The following is a 17317-nucleotide window of genomic DNA, read 5'->3' as shown; positions in this document are numbered from 1 at the left end:
ACCTTGGTCTCGGACATTTGTCTCGGACCTGCGTCTCGGACCTTCGTATTGAACGTTCGTCTTGGAGGCCTGTCTCGGATGTGCGTCTCGGACCGACGTCTGGTACGTACGTCCCAGACGCCTCGCGTACTTCCGTCTCAGACGGTCGCCGTCCAGGCCGCCTCGGCGGCCGCCAGGGCCGGCGCGGCGTCGGCCTTGGTGGCGTCGGCGAGCGCGGTCAGGCAGGCGCGGACGGTGTCCAGCGAGGCTGCCCGGCCGTAGTGGTTGACCCGCAGCATTTCGGCCGCGAGCGCACCGCCGCCCGGCTGGATCGGCAGCGCCGGATCGAGGGTGGCGGCGAGTTCGGCCGCGTGCAGGCCGGCCGGGGTGCACAGGGTGGTGGCGACCGGGGCCGCGTGGGCGTCCTCGTGGACGAACGGGCTGAGCGTCCCGAGGGCGCGCACGCCGGCCCGGGTGGCGGCGGAGGCGGCGCGGTGGCGGGCGATCACGGCGGGCAGGCCGTCGGCGGCGATCCGGTCCATGCAGGCGCCGAGCGCGAGCATCTCCAACTGGGCCGGGGCGTGCGGCAGTACGGTGCGCCCGGCGTCGGTCCAGCGCTCCTTCCAGTCGAGCAGGGAGAGGTAGGAGCGGCGCGGGGCGGCCGGGTTGGCGGCGATCCGCGCCCAGGCGCGCTCGGAGACGGACACGGCGGAGACCCCGGCCGGGCCGCCCATCGCCTTCTGCCCGCCGATCACGCACAGGTCGATGCCCCACTCGTCGGTGAGCAGCGGCTCGGCGGCGACCGAGGCGACCGCGTCGAGCATCAGCAGCGCGCCGTGCTCGCGGACCACGGCGGCGATCTCGGCGACCGGGTTGGTGTTGCCGGTGGCGGCCTCGGCGTGCACCAGGGAGACGAAGTCGATCTCGGGGTGGCTTTCGAGTGTCTCGGCCACCTGAGCGGCACTCACCGCGCTGTCGAAGGGCACGGCGAGGTCGACGACGGTGGCCCCGCAGGAGCGCAGCCAGTTGCCGAAGGTCTGCCCGTACGGACCGGTGACGATGTTGAGCGCGGTGGAGCCGGGGTGGGCGGCACCGCGGATCGCGGCCTCCAGCGGGAGCAGGGCCTCACCCTGGGTGACGATCACATCGGCCTCGGTGTGCAGCAGCGCGGCCACCTGGTCCTCGATCGCCGCGAACCCGGCGGCACTGAGCGGGGGGAGGTCGAGGAAGGGACTCATGCGCCCGCCTCGCTTCGCTCGGCAGGGGCATTCGCCCCCGCGCGCCTCTTGATGATTCGCTCGCTGCGCTCGCTCATGCGCCCGCCTCGCTCCGCTCGGCAGGGGCATTCGCCCACGCGCACCTCTCGATGGTTCGCTCGCTGCGCTCACTCACGGTTTCGATGCCTTTCGCCGCAGGGGTGGTGGGTGCGGCAACGAGTCTGCCGCATTCTCGCTGCTTACACGGAACGTGCCCGTCGGTAGAGTGCGGCCATGAGTGATGGCGCGGTGCTGCACGTCCGGGGTCGGGTGCTGGTCGGTCCAGAGGAGGTCAGGGACGAACTCTGGGTGGTGGACGGCCGGGTGAGCTTCACCCGCCCGGTGACCGCCGGGGACGTCCGGACGGTCACCGGCTGGGTGCTGCCCGGTCTGGTGGACGCGCACTGCCACGTCGGACTGGACGCGCACGGCGCCGTGGACGCCGAGACCAGTGAGAAGCAGGCGCTCACCGACCGTGACGCCGGCACCCTGCTGATCCGCGACGCCGGCTCGGCCGCCGACACCCGCTGGATCGACGAGCGCGAGGACCTGCCCCGGATCATCCGGGCCGGTCGGCACATCGCCCGCACCCGCCGCTACATCCGCAACTACGCCCACGAGATCGAGCCCGGCGACCTCGCCGCGTACGTGCGGGCCGAGGCCCGGCGCGGCGACGGCTGGGTGAAGCTGGTCGGCGACTGGATCGACCGGGAGCGCGGCGACCTCGCCGCCTGCTGGCCGGGCGACGCGCTGGCCGAGGCGATCGCGGCGGCGCACGAGGAGGGCGCGCGGGTCACCGCGCACTGTTTCGCGGCCGAGTCGTTGCCTGACCTCCTGGCGGCCGGGATCGACTGCGTCGAGCACGCCACCGGGCTGACCGAGGAACTGATCCCGGCCTTCGCCGAGCGCGGTGTGGCCATCGTTCCGACGCTGGTCAACATCGCCACCTTCCCGGAGCTGGCGGCCGGCGGGGAGGCCAAGTTCCCGGCCTGGTCGGCGCACATGCGGCGGCTGCACGAGCGGCGCTACGACACCGTCGGCGCGGCGCACGACGCGGGCATCCCGGTGTTCGTCGGCACGGACGCGGGCGGCTCGCTGGCGCACGGGCTGGTCGCGGACGAGGTGGCGGAGCTGGTGAAGGCGGGGCTGAGCCCGGCCGAGGCGCTGTCGGCGGCTAGTTGGGGCGCGCGGGCGTGGCTCGGGCGGCCGGGGCTGGAGGACGGTGCGCCGGCCGACTTCGTGGTGTACGGGGAGGACCCCCGGGCGGATGTCCGGGTGCTGGCGGACCCGCGCCTGGTGGTGCTGCGGGGGCGGCCGGTGGGGTGAGCGTCCGCCCTGGTCGGGCGGGCGATCGTGCGTGGTGACGCCCTGTCGGTATCGGCCGATAGGGTGACGCCCATGGCACCGCGTCCACTGAATGAGATCGTCGAGCCCGGTTGGGCCGCAGCCCTGGAGCCCGTCGCCGGACGGGTCGCCGCGATGGGCGACTTCCTGCGCGCCGAAATCGCCGCAGGCCGTACCTACCTGCCCTCCGGGCCGAACGTGCTGCGGGCCTTCCAGCAGCCCCTCGCCGACGTGCGGGTGCTGATCGTCGGGCAGGACCCTTACCCGACCCCCGGCCACGCCGTCGGGCTCAGCTTCTCGGTGGGGCCGGAGGTGCGGCCGATCCCGGCGAGCCTGATCAACATCTTCCAGGAGTACGGCAACGACCTCGGCCTGCCGCAGCCGTCCAACGGGGACCTCACCCCGTGGACGAACCAGGGGGTGCTGCTGCTCAACCGGGCGCTGACCACCGCCCCGCGCAAGCCGGCCGCGCACCGGGGCAAGGGCTGGGAGGAGGTCACCGAGCAGGCGATCCGGGCGCTGGTGGCGCGCGGCGGCCCGCTGGTGGCGATCCTGTGGGGCCGCGACGCCCGTAACCTGCGGCCGCTGCTCGGGGACGTCCCGGCGATCGAGTCGGCGCACCCGAGCCCGTACTCGGCCAGTAGCGGCTTCTTCGGCTCGCGGCCGTTCAGCCGGGCGAACGAGCTGCTGGTGCGGCAGGGGGCGCAGCCGGTGGACTGGCGCCTGCCGTAGGCGAGTTGGCGCGGCCGGGCGACGCCGCGCCGGCCCGTAGCAGATCGGGGTCAGTGCGGGACGTCAATCTCACTCCAACGGGTGAAATGACGTTCCGTGGTGCTCATGTGACGGATTGTTCGAGAAGACTGGCGGCTCATCGTTTCATCTGCGTGGGGGTCCCGCCATGTCTTCTCGTCGAATCGTTTCTGCTGCCGCCGCCACGGTGGCGTGCACACTGCTCACCGCCGGGCCCGTCCAGGCGGCTCCTTCGCCGGGCGCCTCCTCGCTGGGCAAGGCGCGTGCCGTCACCGCCGAAGTCGCCCTGGACGTCAAGCTGTTGAACAACGCCGTGGACGTCCCGGTGGACATCGCGCTCAACAAGGTGGAGACACCCGCGCAGAGCGACGGCTCCGTCCTCACCGCCAAGGTGGACGGCGTCGACCAGCACGGCCCGGTCGAACTGGTCAAGGCCGACGTCGGCAGGTCCGTCACCCGCTCCGACGCCAAGGGCACCGCCGCCTCCGTCAAGCTGGTCAACGCCGACGTGCACGCCCCCGGCCTGCCCGCCACCGCGCTGCTCGGGCTGGAGGCGATGAGCGCCGAGGTCACCTGTCCGGTCGACGGGCAGCCGACCGCGAACGTGATCGCGCCCGCCGGGCTGACCGTGCTGGGCAAGCCCGTCACCGTCGGGCTGTACGGCCCGACCAAGGTGGACGTGCCGCTGGTCGGCAGTGTGTCGGTGGAGTTCTCCAAGAAGACCACCACCACGACCACCGCCGCCGCCTCGGCCCTGGAGGTGCAGGTGGAGGTGAACCCGCTGAACCTGAACGTCGCCAAGGTCACCGGCACGGTCACCGTCGCCTCGGTGAGCTGCGAGAAGCCCGCCGCGCCCGCCCCGACGGGCACCCCGAGCACGGCGCCCAGCGCCCAGCCGGTCGCCGACACCACCACCTCGCGGGCCGCGGTGCCGCAGGCGGCGGTGGAGCGGGCCGGGAAGCCCGAGGCGCTCGCCAGCACCGGCGGTAGCAGCGCCACCGGCCCGCTGGCCGCCGGTGCGGCCGCCCTGGTCGCGGGCGGCGCGGCCGCCCTGTGGGCCACCCGGCGCCGCCGGGCCGCGCACGCCCGTCGGCACTGAGCACGCCCGTGGGCGGCGCCCGGCCACCCGGAGCGGTGCGGGGTGCCGCGCCCGGCACTCCCGCACCGTAACCGTGCCAACGCGGACGGTTGGTTCACATGCGCGTTACACGAGAGGAACAACCGGGAAACGGCCGCTTGCGACGCTACGCGGGCACCCACCACCCAGCAATGCGAGGGACCAGCCGTGGCAATCAAGGCCGAGTACATCTGGATCGACGGCACCAAGCCGACCGCGAAGCTCCGTTCCAAGACTCGCGTCCTGCCGAACGCCGACAAGATCCCCACCTGGGGCTTCGACGGTTCCTCGACCAACCAGGCCGAGGGCCACGCCTCGGACCGCGTGCTGGAGCCGGTGAAGGTCGTCAAGGACCCGATCCGCGGCGGTGACAACATCCTGGTCCTCTGCGAGGTCCTGGAGACGGACGGCACCCCGCACGAGTCCAACACCCGCGCCCTGCTGCGCGAGGTCGAGGAGAAGTACGCCGCTCAGGAGTCGATCTTCGGCATCGAGCAGGAGTACACCTTCTTCAAGGGCTCCCGCCCGCTCGGCTTCCCGGAGGGCGGCTTCCCGGCCCCGCAGGGCGGCTACTACTGCGGTGTCGGCGCCGAGGAGGTCTTCGGCCGCGAGATCGTCGAGCTGCACCTGGACCGCTGCATCGACGCCGGCCTGGCGATCTGCGGCATCAACGCCGAGGTCATGCCCGGCCAGTGGGAGTTCCAGATCGGCCCGGTCGACGCGCTGACCGTCTCGGACGACCTGTGGATCGCCCGCTACCTGCTCTACCGCACCGCCGAGGAGTTCGGCATCGACGCCACCCTGGACGCCAAGCCGGCCCGTGGCGACTGGAACGGCGCGGGTGCGCACACCAACTTCTCCACCAAGGCGATGCGCGAGGGCTACGACGCCATCATCACCGCCTGCGAGTCGCTCGGCGCCTCGCAGGAGAAGGTGCTGGAGCACGTCAACCAGTACGGTGACGACATCCAGTCCCGCCTGACCGGCAAGCACGAGACCGCCCCGTGGAACGTCTACAGCTACGGCGTCTCCGACCGCGGCGCCTCGGTCCGCATCCCGTGGCAGGTCGAGGTGGAGAAGAAGGGCTACATCGAGGACCGTCGCCCGAACGCCAACGTCGACCCCTACGTCGTCACCCGCCTCCTGATCAACACCTGCTGCGAGGCCCTGGAGAAGGCCGGCCAGGTCTGATCCGCCCCTGAGGCACACGTCGCCCGCAGGCCCTCCCCCACCGGGGGAGGGCCTGCGGCCGTTGGGGGTCCTGCGGGCGTAGCGGCTCGGGCAAATCGCTGGTCAATCCCGGTCGTCCGCCGGACAATTCACGGCATGACCCGACAGCCGCTGCTCCTGCTCGACGTGGACGGACCGCTCAATCCCTATGCCGCGCCGAGGTTGCGGCGGCCGGCCGGGTACCGCAGCCACGAGCTGATGCCCACGTGGTGGGCGGAGCGGCAGGCCCGGCGGGCGGAGGGGGAGGCGAAGCCGCTGCGGGTGTGGCTGAATCCGGCGCACGGGGCGGAGTTGCTGGCGCTGCCGTACGAGCTGGTGTGGGCGACCGGGTGGATGGAGGAGGCGAACACCCACATCGGGCCGAACCTCGGACTGCCCGAACTCCCCTACATCCGCTGGACGGAGATGTTCGGGGAGGACCCGGACGGGCTGCACTGGAAGACCAGGGACGTGGTCGCCTGGGCGGAGGGCCGTCCGTTCGTCTGGGTGGACGACGAACTGGGACCGCAGGACGCCGAGTGGATCGGGACGAACCACCCCGGTCCGGCGCTGGTGCTGCACGTCAACCCCCGCAACGGCCTGCGGGCCGAGGACTTCGCGACCCTGCGGGACTGGGCGGTCGCCGCATGACCGGGCGACCGCTGCTCCTGCTCGACGTGGACGGACCGCTCAATCCCTATGCCGCGCCGGACAGTCGGTGTCCGGAGGGGTACGGGACGCACCGGCTGCTGCCGGAGTCCTGGGTGGCGCGGCACGCGCCGCTGCCGCGGGAGCAGGTCGAGCCGCTGCGGGTGTGGCTGAATCCGGCGCACGGGCCGGAGCTGCTGGCACTGCCGTACCAACTGGTGTGGGCGACCACCTGGATGGACGAGGCGAACAGCCTGATAGCCCCGCGGGTGGGGCTGCCCGAACTCCCGTACATCCCCTGGACGAACCTGTTCGGCACCGATCCGGACGGGTTGCACTGGAAGACCAGGGACCTGGTCGCCTGGGCGGACGGGCGGCCCTTCGTCTGGCTGGACGACGAGTTGGGGCCGCAGGACATCGAGTGGATCGCGGCGAACCACCCGGGGGAGGCGCTGCCGCTGTGGGTCGATCCCCGGGCTGGGCTGCACGAGCTGCACTTCTCGGCGCTGCGGGAGTGGGCGGAGGAGGCCCCGTGCTGATCGGTCAGGTCGAGCGGCTGCTCCGCTACCCGGTGAAGTCGCTGCTGGGGGAGGAGCTTTCGGCGGCGGAGGTGTCGGGGCGCGGGGTGTCCGGGGACCGCGAGCGGGCGCTGCTGGACCTGGCGACCGGGCGGGTGGCCAGTGCGAAGAACCCCCGGCTGTGGGCGGCCCTGCTGCGGTACTCGGCGGCGGCCACCGCGGACGGCGGGGTGGCGATCACCGGCCCGGACGGGCGGGCCGCGGACGAGGCGGAGCTGTCCGAGGCGCTCGGCCGCAAGCTCGCCCTGGTCACCGAGCGCCCGCCCGGCGCGGCGGTCGAGCGGGCGGTGCCCGAGGAGGTGCTGGCGCGCGGGATCGAGGCCGAAGTCGCCGTTACGGTCAACGAGTTGGGCCGGGGTGCCCCGGAGGGAGGCTTCTTCGACTTCGCCCCGGTGCACCTGATCACCGATGCCACGCTGCGCGCCGTCGGCGTCGAGGCCGAGCGCTACCGGCCCAACCTGGTGCTGCGCACCGGGGGCGAGGGGTTCGTCGAGAACGCCTGGGTGGGGCGGGAGGTGACCGTCGGGGGGACGCTGCGGCTGCGGATCGTGGCGCCCACCCCGCGCTGCGCCGTCCCGACCCTGGCGCACGGGTCGCTGCCCCGCCGGGCGGAGGCGCTGCGGGTGCCGGCCGAGCGCAACCGGCTGGTCCCGCTGGAGGGGATGCCGGCGCTGCCCTGTGCGGGGGTGTACGCGCAGGTGCTGGCGCCCGGCCGGATCGAGCCGGGCGCCGAGGTCAGGCTGAACCGAGCACCGTCTCCAGGGCGTTGAGGAAGCGGTCGGTGGTCTCCTCGTCCCGTACGGCGATCCGCAGCCAGTCCTCGCCGAGGCCGGGGAAGGTGTCCCCGCGCCGGACCGCGAAGCCGTGCTCGCGCAGCCGCTCGCGGACGGCGGCCGCTCCCGGCAGCCGGACCAGGACGAAGGAGGCGGCCGGTTCGCCGTAGCTCCGCAGCGCCGGGAAGGCGGCCAGGCCCTTCACCAAGTACGCGCGCCGGAGGGCGAGTTCGGTGGCCGCCCGTTCCGCCTCGGCCAGTGCCGACGGACCGCTGCACACCTCGGCGGCGACCAGGGCCGGGGTGGAGACCGGCCAGAGCGGCTGCGCGGCGCCCAGGGCGGCGATCAGCCGCGCCGGCCCGAGCAAGTAGCCGATCCGCAGCCCGGCCAGGCCCCAGGTCTTGGTGAGGCTGCGCAGCACGACGACCCGGCCGGGCAGGTCCCGGACCGGGGCGAGGGACTCTCGCTCACCGGGCACGGTGTCCATGAACGCCTCGTCCACCACCAGGGTGCGCCCGGGCCGGGCGAGCGCGGCGACGGCCTCGGCGGGGTGCAGGACGGAGGTCGGGTTGGTCGGGTTGCCGAGGACGACCAGGTCCGCCTCCTCGGGGACGGCGCCCAGCCGGAATCCGTCCTCGGGGGAGAGCAGCACCCGGTGCACCCGGTGGCCGGCATCCCGCAGGGCCGCCTCGGGCTCGGTGAACTGCGGGTGCACGACGATCATATGACGGGGCGTCAGTACTCGCGCGAGCAGGACGAAGGCCTCCGCCGCGCCGGAGGTGAGCAGCACCTCCTCGACCGGACGTCCGTGCCGGGCGGCCACCGCGGCTCGGGCGGCGGTCTGGTCGGGGTAGGCGGCGAGGTCGCCGAGGGTGGCGGCCAGGCGTTCGCGCAGCCAGGCCGGGGGCGTGCCGGTCCGCACGTTGACGGCGAGGTCGACCAGGCCGCGCCCGTCCGCCCGCACCTCGGCGTCGCCGTGGTGGCGCAGGTCGGGCTCGTGCGCGGTCACCTCCTGGGCGGTCACCTCCTGGGCGGTCACCTCGTGCGCGGTCACCTCCTGGTCGGTCATGCGGAAGCCTCCGGCAACCCGGGCACCCGCAGGACCTCGTACGGCCCGGGCGGCGCGCTGAGTCCCGCGCCGTCGCCGAGCGCGACCAGGGCCACGGCGTGCCCGTGTGCGGCCAGGGTGACGGCCGCCCCGGTGTGGTCGACGACCTGTCCGGTGCCGTCCGTCGCCACTCCGGCCCAGTCCAGCACCGCGCCGCGAGTGTTCCGTACCGACCCGAGCTCCGGAACCGCGACCTGTCGCGTCCCCGGCCGGAGCAGCTCGGTCACCGCCTCGACCGCCTCCGGCCGGCCCACCACCACCGAGGCACGCCGCAGTTCCTCCAGCGCTCGCGGCACCAGCAGGTCGTGCGCCCCGGGCCCGAGGCCGACCAGCGCCAGCCGTCCGCGCACCGCGGCCCGGGCGATGGCCACCGTGGCCGTCGCCGACTTCCGCTTGGGGACGACGAGTTGGCCGCCGCCATGACCGCGGCCGGCGCTGGCCAGTGCCGCCGCCTCGGCGACGCTCGCGGTGCCGACCGCCGTACCGACGGCCTCCGACGGGTTCGGCACCGCGACCTGCGCCAGCTCCTCCGCCGGATGCTCCTCCACCGGCACGTTCAGGCAGCGCGCGGCCCAGCGCACCGCCGGGTGGTCGGCCTTGCCCGCCACGGTGGCCACCCGGGCGATGGCCGAGCGCAGGTACCCGGTCTCCTTGAGCACGGCCACCAGCAGCCGCATGGCGTCGGCCGCGTCGGTGCCGCTGCCCGCACCGATGCCGACGACCAAGGTGCGCGGGACGACCAGCAGGTCATCGCCGTCCGGGTCCTCCCGGTCGGTGACCCGCAGGACCGGGGCGTCCTCGGGCGCGTCCGGCCGGACGTTCGGGGGCAGCGCGGGCAGCGGGTACGCCACCTCGGTGACCAGCCGGACGGGGCGTCCGTCCGCCGTCGCCTGCGCGGCGGCATCGGCACCGGCCCGGTAGTGGCGCACGGCGTGCGGGATCAGGACGTCGAGCGGGTCCCCGGGGTCGGGCAGCGGGCCGGTGAGCACCGGGGTGACCCCGAGGGCGGCCGCCACCTCCCGGGCCAGTTCCTCGGCCGATTCGGTGTGGCTCAGCGGGATCACCCAGCGCCGTCCCGGATCCACGCAGAGCACCTCGGCGCCGCGCGGGACGCCGACGCGCTCGTCGGCCAGCAGCCGGACGACGATGGCGAGCGAGCCGACGGCGATCACCTGTCGGTGCTGGTTGAGGGCGAACTGCATCGCCTCCGGCGCCTGGAAGCAGTTGCCGCGCGAGGCCCGGTAGACGTGGCTGCTCTCCGGCCAGAGGGCCTGCAGTTCGTCGGCCAGCGGGCGGCCCGGCCCGTAGATGGCGACCAGTCCGATCACGTACCGCACTCCTTGCCGTCCCCGGCCCTACGCTGACGGGCCCCCGTGATCCCACCACGTGCGGTCGAAAGGGGTCAATCGCGGCGGGTGTGACGTCCGACGCGGCGCCGGGTTGCTCCGTACCGGCACCGCCTCGCAGCTGTTCTTCTGTTCTTCACCTCTCTTGTGCGGTACACGACACCACCGCGATCCTACTGTTCTCGGCGCTCCCGCCCCGGCAGCCCCGACACCCGGAGGACCCCATGGCCTTCGCACGACTCCGCACCCCCGATACCCCCGCCCCCACCGCCGGCCCGCGCCCCGCCCGTCGCCGCAGGCTCCGCCCGATCACCGCCCTCGCCACCGGCCTCGGTCTGGTCGCCGGCTCGCTCGGCCTGTGGGCCACGGGCGGCAGCGCGGCCGCCGACACCGCGGCCGGCCTGCCCTCGCCCGACCACGTCGTCGTCGTCATGCTGGAGAACCACGCTTACTCGCAGGTCATCGGCAGCTCCAGGGCGCCGTACATCAACCGCACCCTGGCCGCCGGCGGCGCGACGCTGACCCAGTCGTACGCGCTCACCCACCCCAGCCAGCCCAACTACTACATGCTGTTCTCCGGCAGCTCGCAGGGCGTCGTCGACGACAGCTGCGTGGACGTCGGCGCGCTGCAGCAGCCCAACCTGGCCTCCGAACTGCTCGCCGCCAACCAGACCTGGGCCAGCTACAACGAGGGCCTGCCCGCCGTCGGCGCCACCGACTGCAGCAGCGGCAACTACGCCCAGAAGCACAACCCCTGGTTCGGCTTCGGCAACGTGCCCACCTCCAGCGCCTACGGCATGGACGCGTTCCCGACCGACTTCACCACCCTGCCCAAGGTCTCCTTCGTCATTCCGGACCTGTGCGACGACATGCACGACTGCTCGGTGGGCACCGGCGACTCCTGGCTCCAGTCCAACCTCGACGCGTACGCCCAGTGGGCCAGGAGCAACAACAGCCTGCTGGTGGTGACCTTCGACGAGGACAACCGCCTGGCCGGCAACCGCATCCCGACCCTGGTCTACGGCGCCCACGTCGCCCCCGGCAGCTCCACCGCCACCACCTACAACCACTACGACGTGCTCCACACCCTGGAGGACCTGGCCGGCGTCAACGCCCACGCCGGCAACTCCGCCAGCGCCACCGACATCACCGGCATCTGGAACTGACGCCCGTGTACGTCGCGGACTCCCGCAGCTCCAAGGCCCCCGTCGCACCGGCCGCCGGCCAGGTGCGGCGGGGCGCCGCCCTGCGCGCCGTGCCGGGAGCGGTCCTCGCCCTCGGCACCGTCAGCATGGTCACTGACATCTCCTCCGAGATGGTCAACGCCGTGCTCCCGCTCTACCTGCTCACCGGACTCGGCCTCTCCCCGCTCGGCTTCGGGCTGCTCGACGGCATCCAGAACGGCTTCAGCGCGCTGGTCCGGCTCGTCGGCGGCCACCTCGCCGACCGCCGCGGCCGCGACGGCGCCGCCCGGCACAAGGCCGTCGCGGCCGTCGGCTACGGGCTCTCCGCGCTGTGCCGGCCGCTGCTGCTGTTGGTCCACACCGTGCCGCTGATCGGCGCCGTCATCGCCGTCGATCGCACCGGCAAGGGCCTGCGCACCGCACCCCGGGACGCGATGATCTCGCTGGCCACCGAACCCGCCCACCGCGGACGGGCGTTCGGCGTGCACCGGGCGATGGACACGGCCGGCGCCCTGCTCGGCCCGCTCACCGCCTTCCTGGTGCTGCGCCTGGCCGGCGGCCCGATGCTCGCCGACGGCGGCGAACGGCACGGCTACGACGCGGTGTTCACCGTCAGCGCCTGTGTCGCCGCGCTGGGCGTGCTGATCCTGGTGCTGTTCGTGCCCAGCCGGCAGGAGGGTGACGAGGCGTCAATTATCGCGCCCTCGCTGCGCAGCAGCCTCACCCTGCTGCGCCTGCCCGGACTGCGCCGGCTCACCGGCTGCGCGGTGCTGCTCGGGCTCACCACCGTCAGCGACTCCTTCCTCTACCTGCTGATCCAGCGCCGGCTCGGGCTGTCCGTCAACCTGTTCCCGCTGCTGCCGCTCGGCACCGCGGCCGCCTTCCTGCTGCTCGCCGTCCCGCTCGGGACGCTCGCCGACCGGATCGGCCGCCGCCGGCTCTTCCTGCTCGGGCACGGGGTGCTGCTGCTCGCGTACGGACTGCTGCTCTCGCCGCTGCGCGGACTGCCCGCGGCGCTCTGCGTGCTGGTGCTGCACGGCTCGTTCTACGCCGCCACCGACGGCGTGCTCGCCGCCGCGGCGGCCGACGCCGTACCCGCCGAGCAGCGCGGCGCCGGCCTCGCCCTGGTCGGCACCGGGCAGGCGCTGGCCCGGTTCGCCTGCTCCCTGCTGTTCGGCGCGTTGTGGAGCGCCGTGGGCGGCCCGACCGCGCTCGCCTGGTCGGCGGGGGCGCTGGCGCTGTGCGTGGCCGGCGCGGCGGTGGTGCTGCGTACGTCCGGGGCCGTCGCCGTCGCCGCCGAGGAGGGCGCGTGAACCTGCAGAACAACCGCACCAGGGTGATCGTGCTGCTGGTCGCCGTCCTGGTGCTCGGCGCCGTCGGCACCGGGGCCGTCCTCCACGCGGCCGACCGCACCGCCCGCCGGGACCAGGCCCAGTCGGGTGGCCCGGTCGTCACACCCGGGAGCGTCTCGCTCCAAGTGCCTTCGAGCGGCCGCCAGTTGCTCTTCCGCAACATGGCCTGGGGCCCGCACCGGGACGAGATCACCACCGTCCCCGCCGACCGCCCCGACGGCCCGCGCACCGCCTCCGGCACCCAGTGCCTGCGCTTCCACGCCGCCGCCGGCACCGGCATCTGCCTCCGGGCGGAGCACGGCGCGCTGGAGGACACCTACCGCGCCGTGGTCCTCGACGACCACCTGCGCGAGCGGCGCTCGTTCCCCGCCGCGGGCATCCCCACCCGCGCCCGGGTCTCCCCGTCCGGGCACCTCGCCGCCTGGACGGTCTTCGTCAGCGGCGACTCCTACGCGGGCACCGACTTCTCCACCCGCACCTCGATCGTGGACGTGCGCGACTGGAACCTGCGGGAGAACCTGGAGGACTTCGCCGTCGTCAAGGACGGGCACCCGTACCAGGCGCACGACGTCAACATCTGGGGCGTCACCTTCGCCGACGACAACACCTTCTACGCCACCCTCGCCACCTCCGGCCAGACCCACCTCGTCCGCGGCGACCTCGCCGCCCGCACCCTCACCACCCTGCACGACAACGTCGAATGCCCCTCCCTCTCCCCGGACGGCACCCGCGTCGCCTACAAGAAGCGCGTCCCCGGCCTGTCGCCCGACGCCCCCTGGCGGCTGTACGTGCTGGACCTCGCGACCGGGACGGAGACCGCCACCGCCGAGCAGCGCAACATCGACGACCAGGCGCTCTGGTCCGACGACGGCACCCTGCTCTACGCGCTGCCCGGGGACTACGGCGCCGACCTGTGGACCGTCCCGGCGGACGGCTCGGGCGCCGCTCGGCCGGTCACCAGGGCTGCCGTCGCCCCCGCCTACCTGGGCTGAGGAACTCTCCGCTAGCGTCCCACGTCGAGCACAGTGTGACGCCCTGACCGGCGGGTCCGGTCGGACGTCCTGATCGATACGGGGGAGCGAGACAACCGTGGACGGCATCCCACCCGAGCGCATGGTCACCGACTCGTGGCCGGCCCTGCACGGCCGCCCGGTCCTGCGGCGCACCGTCGCCGTCGGACTGGTGCTGTGCGTGTCCGTCGCCGCCGCCCTGGTGGTGCGCGGCGTCAACGCCCTCACCGTCGACGGGGTCGGCGGCCGGGAGACCGACCGCGACCGCGCCGAACGCCTGGCCGGCCTCCACCCCTCCCAGCACCCCGGCGCCGGGCGCTACTACGTCCCGGTCGGCGCCGTCTACACCCGCACCTCGGACGGCGCGCCCGTCGCCTACCTGCACTACCGGCTCGGCGGTGGCAAGGAACCGGGCCTGGACGACTTCCTGCACACCTACGGTCTGCCCGAGCCCGGCGCCCCCGCGCCGCTGCCGCCGGACCTCGCCGCCGCCCTCGGGGGCGACGAGCCGGCGGAGGCGCCGGAGCTGCCGGAGGAGCCGGCTTCCTCCTCGGGGCCGGGTCCGGTGAGCGCCCCGGCGACGCCCGGGGCACCCGCCGTGCCGGACACCCCGTCCCCGCCCGCGACGCCGATCGCGACCGAGCCGACGCCTACGCCTACGCCGACGCCCACGCCGACGCCCACGCCGACCGAGACCGACCCGGACGGCGAGGGAGAGGGAAGCGAGGCAGCGGCAGCGGAGCCCGAGGGGGAGGCCCCCGGCGGCGGCACAGCCGGCCCGAGCCCCACCCCGACGTGGACGCCCACCCCGACCTGGACGCCCACCGCGACCTGGACGCCCACGGCGACCCCGTCCGCCGTCCCCACCCACGCGCCGACGGCCCGCCGGATCTACGTCGCCGCCATCCCGGGCGGACTGCCGGGGTCCGCGGACATCTACATCCGCGCCACGGGCTGAGGCGGCACCGGCGGGCGCTGCCGGAAGACGCCTCCGCCCCGCCGGCGGTGGCCGGTCGGGGCGGAGGCGAGGTGGGGGTCGTCAGCGGGCGGCCGCGGTCCGGAGCGCTTCCGGCTCGACGGCGGGTGCCTGGGCACCCGCTCCCCGGGCGACCGGCGCCCGGGTGACCGCTTGCTGGGCGGCGGGCGCCTGAGCCGCCAGCGCCTGAGCCGCGGGCGCCTGAGCCGCGGGCGCCGGGCCTGCCGCGGAACCCCGGCGGGCCGGGGCCTGGCCGATGAGCATGGCGCTCAGCGCCAGGACGAGGCCCAGCACCTGCCACAGGGTGAGGGTCTGGCCGAGCACGACCAGGCCGCCGACGGTGGCCACCACCGGGTTGATCAGCCCCAGGAAGGACGCCGGCCCGGCGCCGAGCCGGTCGATGCCGCGGAACCACAGCACGTACCCGAGCGCGGTGCTGAACAGCCCGAGGTAGGCGAAGCCCACCACGTTGGAGGCGCTCAGCGCCGGCGGTGCGCCCTCGACCAGCGCCGCGAGCGGGACCAGGAAGAGCGAGCCGGCGAGCAGCTGCCACGCGGTGAGGTCGACCATGGTGGCCCCCTCCGGGCGGCCCCAGCGGCGGGTGAGGACGGTGCCCATGGCCATCAGGCCGATCGCGGTGACCATCGCGGCGATCCCGATGCCGTCCAGCTTCGCCCCGCTCTTGAGCACCAGCAGCGCCACCCCGCCGACTCCGGCCAGCCCGGCGAGCAGCGCCCGGCGCCCGGGCCGTACCCGGAGCACCCCGATCGAGAACCCGGCGACCAGCAGCGGCTGGATCGCCCCGATGGTGGCCGCGACGCCGCCGGGCAGGCGGTAGGCGCCGACGAAGGTGAGCGGGAAGAACAGCCCGATGTTGAGCATCCCGAGCACCGCCGCGCGCCCCCACCAGCGCCCCTTGGGCAGTGTGCGGCCGATCATCAGCAGGAGCAGCCCGGCCGGCAGCGCGCGCAGTGCGGCGAGCAGCAGCGGACGGCCCTCGGGCAGCAGCTGGGTGGTCACCAGGTAGGTGGTGCCCCAGGCGGCCGGGGCGAGTGCGGCGGTGGCGGCGATGCCCGCGCGCTTGCGGTCCATGGTGATCCCGATCCCCTCAACGTTGATTATCTGAACGTTGAGATATTTCTACGCCCGAGATCGGCGAACGTCAAGTATGTGAATGTTAAGATATCTGTACCGGTCGGCACCGAGAGGGAGATGACAGGTCATGCAGCAGCGCGACACCGTCGACGACATCGCCGAGCAGTGGCGGAGGGTCGACCCGGGCCTCGACCTGGAGGCCATGGCCCTGATCGGCCGGCTCCGGCGGCTCAACGTCCGGGTCGACGCCGCCCTCCGCGAGTACTTCCTCACCTGCGGGCTGGACTCCTCCGAGTTCGACGTCCTCGCCACCCTGCGCCGCTCCGGCGAGCCCTACGAGCTCAACGCCCGCGCCCTGCTCAAGTCCGCCATGGTCACCTCCGGCGCCATCACCAACCGCGTCGACAAGCTGTCCGCCAAGGGCCTGGTCGAACGCAACCCCTGTCCCACCGACCGCCGCGCCGTCCTGGTCCGCCTCACCCCGGCCGGCAAGGAGCTCATCGACGCCGCCCTGCCCGGCCACCTGCGCAACGAGGAGCAGATCCTCACCGCCCTCGACGCCGAGGAGCGGGCCCAGCTCGACGCCCTGCTGCGCAAGCTCCTCGTCGCCCACGGCGACACCGAGTCCCTCTTCGACTGAATCGCGGTCGCACCGGTGCGGGACTCGTCAACCGCCGCACCGCGGCCGCGACCCGCTCGACGGCACCTCCGGCAGCGGCTCGTGACCTCCCGCTACAGGTCCGCGACCAGCGCGTAGCGCTCGTCCCCCACCGGGCCGCCCCACAGGGCGGCGTCCCCGCTGAGCGGCTCGATCCGCAGCTGCGCGACCAACGGCCCCACTGCCGCGGCGAGTTGCTCCGCCCCGACACCGCCGCCCCACGGCAGCCGCTCCGCCCCCGCGACGTACGGCTCCGCCTGCGCACCCGCCTCGCGCCACCGCCCCTCGACCAGCACCAGCCGCCCGCCCGGCCGCAGCAGCCGGACCCAGGCGCGCAGGGCCCGCTCCGGGTCGGGCAGCGTCCAGATCAGGTGCCGGCAGAGCAGTACGTCGAAACCGCCCTCCTGCACCGGCGGCGCGCCCGCGTCCCCCACCAGGAACCGCCCCGCCAGCCCGGCCGCCGCCAGCTTGGCCCGGGCTCGCGCCACCATCCGCGGCGCCAGATCCACCCCGGTCACCCGGTGCCCGCCCACCGCGACCAGCTCCGCCAACGAGCCCGTTCCGCACCCGACATCGAGCACGTCCGCCGCCCGCGCCGGCATCCACCCCCGCACCCGCCGATCCCACGCCTCCCGCGTCCCGGCCGCCCGCAAGCCGTGATCCGGCTCGTCGTCGAACCCCGCCGCGGCAGCGTCCCAGTAATCGGCAATGGCCCGCCTGGAGTCACTCATGCCGCCCATCCTCCCCGCCCCCACCGACACCCGCCCGGACTTGGGGCCCGGCCGACCATGCGGGTGCAGCCGATGCGGTCGACTACGAGGTCACCGCCGGCGGCCGGGTGCGGTACCTGGTGGACGAGGCGGCGCACACGGTGTACTTCGTTCACGCCTCGCCGCGGCATCCGAAGGACACCGACGCCTAGCCGGGAGCATCC

The 17317-nt window shown here is 74.2% G+C and carries 17 protein-coding genes; 12 read left to right on the top strand and 5 right to left on the bottom strand.

Features of this window, described 5'->3' with window-relative positions:
* Positions 1-137: 137 nt before the first annotated feature.
* Positions 138-1217 carry a pyridoxal-phosphate-dependent aminotransferase family protein gene (locus tag ACIRVF_RS23125; protein ID WP_402820828.1) on the bottom strand — a complete coding sequence of 360 codons (1080 nt, stop codon included), beginning with the start codon at positions 1215-1217 and terminating at the stop codon, positions 138-140.
* A gap of 252 nt (positions 1218-1469) precedes the next feature.
* Here ACIRVF_RS23125 and ACIRVF_RS23120 point away from each other — a divergent pair, with 252 nt between their 5' ends.
* From ACIRVF_RS23120 to ACIRVF_RS23090, 7 genes are all read left to right on the top strand, one after another.
* Positions 1470-2561, top strand: a complete 1092-nt coding sequence (locus tag ACIRVF_RS23120; protein ID WP_402820825.1) for an amidohydrolase family protein — start codon at positions 1470-1472, stop codon at positions 2559-2561.
* 72 nt (positions 2562-2633) lie between these two features.
* Complete coding sequence (locus tag ACIRVF_RS23115; protein ID WP_030285533.1) at positions 2634-3311, top strand: uracil-DNA glycosylase; 678 nt, start codon at positions 2634-2636, stop codon at positions 3309-3311.
* 166 nt (positions 3312-3477) lie between these two features.
* Entirely contained in the window at positions 3478-4428 is a 951-nt protein-coding gene (locus tag ACIRVF_RS23110) for an SCO1860 family LAETG-anchored protein (RefSeq protein ID WP_402820822.1), read from the top strand.
* Between the two features lie 186 nt (positions 4429-4614).
* Positions 4615-5637 carry a glutamine synthetase gene (gene glnII / locus ACIRVF_RS23105; protein ID WP_402820819.1) on the top strand — a complete coding sequence of 341 codons (1023 nt, stop codon included), beginning with the start codon at positions 4615-4617 and terminating at the stop codon, positions 5635-5637.
* 135 nt (positions 5638-5772) lie between these two features.
* Positions 5773-6306 (top strand): hypothetical protein, encoded by a 534-nt coding sequence (locus tag ACIRVF_RS23100; RefSeq protein WP_402820816.1) that lies wholly within the window; start codon positions 5773-5775, stop codon positions 6304-6306.
* On the top strand, positions 6303-6842 hold the full coding sequence (locus tag ACIRVF_RS23095) for a hypothetical protein (RefSeq protein WP_402820813.1): 540 nt from the start codon (positions 6303-6305) through the stop codon (positions 6840-6842). Before ACIRVF_RS23100 ends, ACIRVF_RS23095 begins: the two co-directional genes overlap by 4 nt.
* Positions 6836-7651, top strand: a complete 816-nt coding sequence (locus ACIRVF_RS23090) for an MOSC domain-containing protein (protein WP_402820810.1) — start codon at positions 6836-6838, stop codon at positions 7649-7651. Before ACIRVF_RS23095 ends, ACIRVF_RS23090 begins: the two co-directional genes overlap by 7 nt.
* Here the strand turns inward: ACIRVF_RS23090 and cobC are convergent.
* Both cobC and ACIRVF_RS23080 read right to left on the bottom strand, forming a co-directional pair.
* Positions 7617-8723: an Rv2231c family pyridoxal phosphate-dependent protein CobC gene (gene cobC / locus ACIRVF_RS23085; protein ID WP_402820808.1), complete on the bottom strand. Its 1107-nt coding sequence runs from the start codon at positions 8721-8723 to the stop codon at positions 7617-7619. The two genes, ACIRVF_RS23090 and cobC, sit on opposite strands and share 35 nt — an antisense overlap.
* Positions 8720-10090, bottom strand: coding sequence for a cobalamin biosynthesis protein (locus ACIRVF_RS23080; protein ID WP_402820806.1), 1371 nt, complete (start codon positions 10088-10090; stop codon positions 8720-8722). Before ACIRVF_RS23080 ends, cobC begins: the two co-directional genes overlap by 4 nt.
* Positions 10091-10332: 242 nt before the next feature.
* On the opposite strand from ACIRVF_RS23080, the gene ACIRVF_RS23075 reads away from it, so the two are divergent.
* The 4 genes from ACIRVF_RS23075 to ACIRVF_RS23060 all read left to right on the top strand — a co-directional run bounded on the left by ACIRVF_RS23075 (position 10333) and on the right by ACIRVF_RS23060 (position 14612).
* Positions 10333-11274 (top strand): alkaline phosphatase family protein, encoded by a 942-nt coding sequence (locus ACIRVF_RS23075; RefSeq protein WP_402820803.1) that lies wholly within the window; start codon positions 10333-10335, stop codon positions 11272-11274.
* A gap of 5 nt (positions 11275-11279) precedes the next feature.
* Positions 11280-12605: an MFS transporter gene (locus ACIRVF_RS23070; RefSeq protein ID WP_402820800.1), complete on the top strand. Its 1326-nt coding sequence runs from the start codon at positions 11280-11282 to the stop codon at positions 12603-12605.
* Positions 12602-13636: a TolB family protein gene (locus ACIRVF_RS23065; protein WP_402820797.1), complete on the top strand. Its 1035-nt coding sequence runs from the start codon at positions 12602-12604 to the stop codon at positions 13634-13636. Before ACIRVF_RS23070 ends, ACIRVF_RS23065 begins: the two co-directional genes overlap by 4 nt.
* A 97-nt stretch (positions 13637-13733) precedes the next feature.
* Positions 13734-14612 carry a hypothetical protein gene (locus ACIRVF_RS23060; RefSeq protein WP_402820794.1) on the top strand — a complete coding sequence of 293 codons (879 nt, stop codon included), beginning with the start codon at positions 13734-13736 and terminating at the stop codon, positions 14610-14612.
* Positions 14613-14693: 81 nt separating this feature from the next.
* Here ACIRVF_RS23060 and ACIRVF_RS23055 read toward each other — a convergent pair whose 3' ends face one another.
* The gene (locus ACIRVF_RS23055; protein ID WP_402820791.1) at positions 14694-15722 is read right to left on the bottom strand and encodes an EamA family transporter; all 1029 of its coding nucleotides are present in this window, start codon (positions 15720-15722) and stop codon (positions 14694-14696) included.
* Between the two features lie 130 nt (positions 15723-15852).
* On the opposite strand from ACIRVF_RS23055, the gene ACIRVF_RS23050 reads away from it, so the two are divergent.
* Positions 15853-16365, top strand: coding sequence for a MarR family winged helix-turn-helix transcriptional regulator (locus ACIRVF_RS23050; protein WP_402820789.1), 513 nt, complete (start codon positions 15853-15855; stop codon positions 16363-16365).
* A gap of 92 nt (positions 16366-16457) precedes the next feature.
* On the opposite strand, the gene ACIRVF_RS23045 is transcribed toward ACIRVF_RS23050, so the two are convergent.
* On the bottom strand, positions 16458-17114 hold the full coding sequence (locus ACIRVF_RS23045) for a class I SAM-dependent methyltransferase (RefSeq protein WP_402820786.1): 657 nt from the start codon (positions 17112-17114) through the stop codon (positions 16458-16460).
* Between the last annotated feature and the right edge of the window lie 203 nt (positions 17115-17317).

It is taken from the genome of Kitasatospora sp. NPDC101157 (assembly GCF_044768255.1).
Classification (GTDB): Bacteria; Actinomycetota; Actinomycetes; order Streptomycetales; family Streptomycetaceae; genus Kitasatospora.
The sequence above is the reverse complement of the archived record's forward strand: the minus strand, read 5'-3'. Positions and strand labels throughout refer to the sequence as shown.